2 protein-coding genes, 6 tRNA genes and 1 rRNA gene are annotated in these 2,335 nt (G+C 36.6%); all 9 read left to right on the forward strand.

The window, feature by feature from the left end:
• Positions 1–67: 67 nt before the first annotated feature.
• The 9 genes from rrf to HW423_RS10700 all read left to right on the forward strand — a co-directional run bounded on the left by rrf (position 68) and on the right by HW423_RS10700 (position 1,967).
• Positions 68–183: ribosomal RNA gene (gene rrf, locus HW423_RS10660) — 5S ribosomal RNA — on the forward strand.
• Positions 184–204: 21 nt separating this feature from the next.
• A tRNA-Asn gene (locus tag HW423_RS10665) sits at positions 205–277 on the forward strand.
• Between the two features lie 35 nt (positions 278–312).
• Positions 313–385 (forward strand) — tRNA-Thr (locus HW423_RS10670).
• Between the two features lie 82 nt (positions 386–467).
• Positions 468–553, forward strand: a tRNA-Leu gene (locus HW423_RS10675).
• Between the two features lie 38 nt (positions 554–591).
• Positions 592–665: transfer RNA gene (locus tag HW423_RS10680), tRNA-Arg, on the forward strand.
• Between the two features lie 8 nt (positions 666–673).
• Positions 674–747: transfer RNA gene (locus HW423_RS10685), tRNA-Pro, on the forward strand.
• 10 nt (positions 748–757) lie between these two features.
• A tRNA-Ala gene (locus HW423_RS10690) sits at positions 758–830 on the forward strand.
• A gap of 331 nt (positions 831–1,161) precedes the next feature.
• Positions 1,162–1,287, forward strand: a complete 126-nt coding sequence (locus tag HW423_RS10695; RefSeq protein ID WP_218931886.1) for a nucleotidyltransferase domain-containing protein — start codon at positions 1,162–1,164, stop codon at positions 1,285–1,287.
• A 476-nt stretch (positions 1,288–1,763) separates the two neighbouring features.
• On the forward strand, positions 1,764–1,967 hold the full coding sequence (locus tag HW423_RS10700) for a hypothetical protein (RefSeq protein ID WP_218931887.1): 204 nt from the start codon (positions 1,764–1,766) through the stop codon (positions 1,965–1,967).
• Positions 1,968–2,335 lie beyond the last annotated feature (368 nt).

Consider the following 2,335-nt stretch of genomic DNA (forward strand, 5'->3'; position numbering starts at 1 on the left):
AGGTAAGAAAATACACGTTGATATTCAGTTTTGAGTGATCTAAGTGATTACTTATATACAAACAATGTGTGGTGATGGTAGCAAGAAGGATACACCTGTTCCCATGCCGAACACAGCAGTTAAGCTTCTTAGCGCCGATGGTAGTTGGACCTTTGGTCCTGTGAGAGTAGGTCGTTGCCATGCATTGTTAAATTTTTTAGTCATTCCGCAATAGCTCAGCTGGTAGAGCGCATGACTGTTAATCATGATGTCGTAGGTTCGAGCCCTACTTGCGGAGTCTTTTTTTTTACTAAAATTTCAAAATTAATATTTGCCGTTTTAGCTCAGCAGGTAGAGCGCTTCCATGGTAAGGAAGAGGTCACCGGTTCGACTCCGGTAAATGGCTTCATATTGATCTTTTAGATTTTGGATGTTGTGAAAATTAAGAAAATTTTATAGCCAGATTGTATAAGTACTAAGGGCATATTGCCGGGGTGGCGGAACTGGCAGACGCACAGGACTTAAAATCCTGCGGTGGGTGACTACCGTGCCGGTTCGATTCCGGCCCTCGGCATAACACATTTGTGTTAAGATAATTGAATAAAAGATATTGCACCCTTAGCTCAATTGGATAGAGTACCTGACTACGAATCAGGCGGTTGTAGGTTCGACTCCTACAGGGTGCGTTTCATTTCGGGAAGTAGCTCAGCTTGGTAGAGCACTTGGTTTGGGACCAAGGGGTCGCAGGTTCGAATCCTGTCTTCCCGATTGATATAATGGGGGATTAGCTCAGCTGGGAGAGCGCCTGCCTTGCACGCAGGAGGTCAGCGGTTCGATCCCGCTATCCTCCATAAAAGATCAAAGAAAGAGATGTAGATTTTTAAAATCTATGTCTCTTTTTTTGTGTTTCTTTGTCAAATAGGGTTGATGATTCATTTTAGTCGAGACCAAGTAGCAGAAATCGTTGCTTGGTCTTTTTTATTTAAGAGACATATCAATAATGAGAGGTTTCAATTGAGGGTGTATAACTAAGTAATATAATATCTTAAGAAGTTTACTTTCGAGCTTATACAACAACCAATCTGTTTTCGATTTTAAACAGGAGGAATGTGTAGTAAACTGTTGGTAAAAAGTAAATTCAATCAGTATAATTGAAAAACACATCCAAAAACGGAGGATAATATGAATTTCAATAAATTATGGAAAGAATTTACTACATTGCCAGAGGTTGTGGCAATTGCTCTAGGGGGATCAAGGGTAAAACAAATATTAGAAGAAAAGTCGGACTATGACTTATATTTACTGTAATGAGACACCAAGTGAGAATACTCGAAGACGAATATTGGAGAATTACTGTCATTATATGGAGCTTGAAGACAATTGTACATTGAAAGATGGAATAGATATTGAAATCTTGTACCGAAGTCTTGAGGACTTCTCGCAACAAATATATTCAGTCGTTGAAGAGTATACACCGAGTAATGGATACCCAATTTGTATGTGGCATAATTTTTACATGGCAACATTCAATTTGATAAGGTTGGTAAATTGGGCAAACTGCAAAATAAGTATCAAATATCACATCCAGAAGAATTGAGTAGAAATATTATAAAAACAACATGAATCTACTCACTGGTAACCTGCCATCCTATGATAAACAGATAGAAAAAATTCTTATTCGTAAAGATATAGTAAGTATAAACTATAGAGTTGCAGCTTTTCTAGAGCCGTACCTCGATATTATATTTGCGATTAATCGATTAACGCATCCTGGAGAAAAAAAGATGATAACCTATGCAAAAACAGACGCAAGCATTCTCCCTGAAGCATTTGAAGATAATCTGGAAGGTTTATTTCAGAATAAGTGTGAGGATTCAGGAAAAACGATGAAAATACTTAAGAGCATAAATACTGAATTACAGAAAGTAGTGGAATGGATTATACAAAGGCGAAAAAACACTGGCAGTATTAAATTCATAAGTAGATAAAGCATTCGGTGTATCAGTTACTACTCCATAGGGAGTAATCACAATAATGAGAGTAATCTATAAGAAGAGGTAGGCAAGGTAATTAGGTTTTTCTATAATCTCTATAGAAGGAATAAGCATAAAATCAAGAAAGTTCTTTGATAAATGGATAGTGATCCAATAGAAATAATGTTCGATAAGTCAGTACTACTTTGGTTTGTTACATGTATAAATAATCTACCAAGTATCAGTAATATTAGCTAGTAGCATCTTGAGATGGCCATAACATAAGCTGACATAGAGATATCTACAATAATTAGAATTCAAAAGATGAACTAAAATCCAAAAAGTATTGACACTAACAGGAGGTTCATGCTATTATAATTAAG

This window comes from Ruoffia halotolerans (assembly GCF_014049385.1).
Classification (GTDB): Bacteria; Bacillota; Bacilli; order Lactobacillales; family Aerococcaceae; genus Ruoffia; species Ruoffia halotolerans.

What these genes read in the sequence shown, in the direction of transcription:
- HW423_RS10700 (WP_218931887.1), top strand. Translation starts at nt 1,764, where the DNA reads ATGATAACCTATGCAAAAACAGACGCAAGCATTCTCCCTGAAGCATTT.
- HW423_RS10695 (WP_218931886.1), top strand. Translation starts at nt 1,162, where the DNA reads ATGAATTTCAATAAATTATGGAAAGAATTTACTACATTGCCAGAGGTT.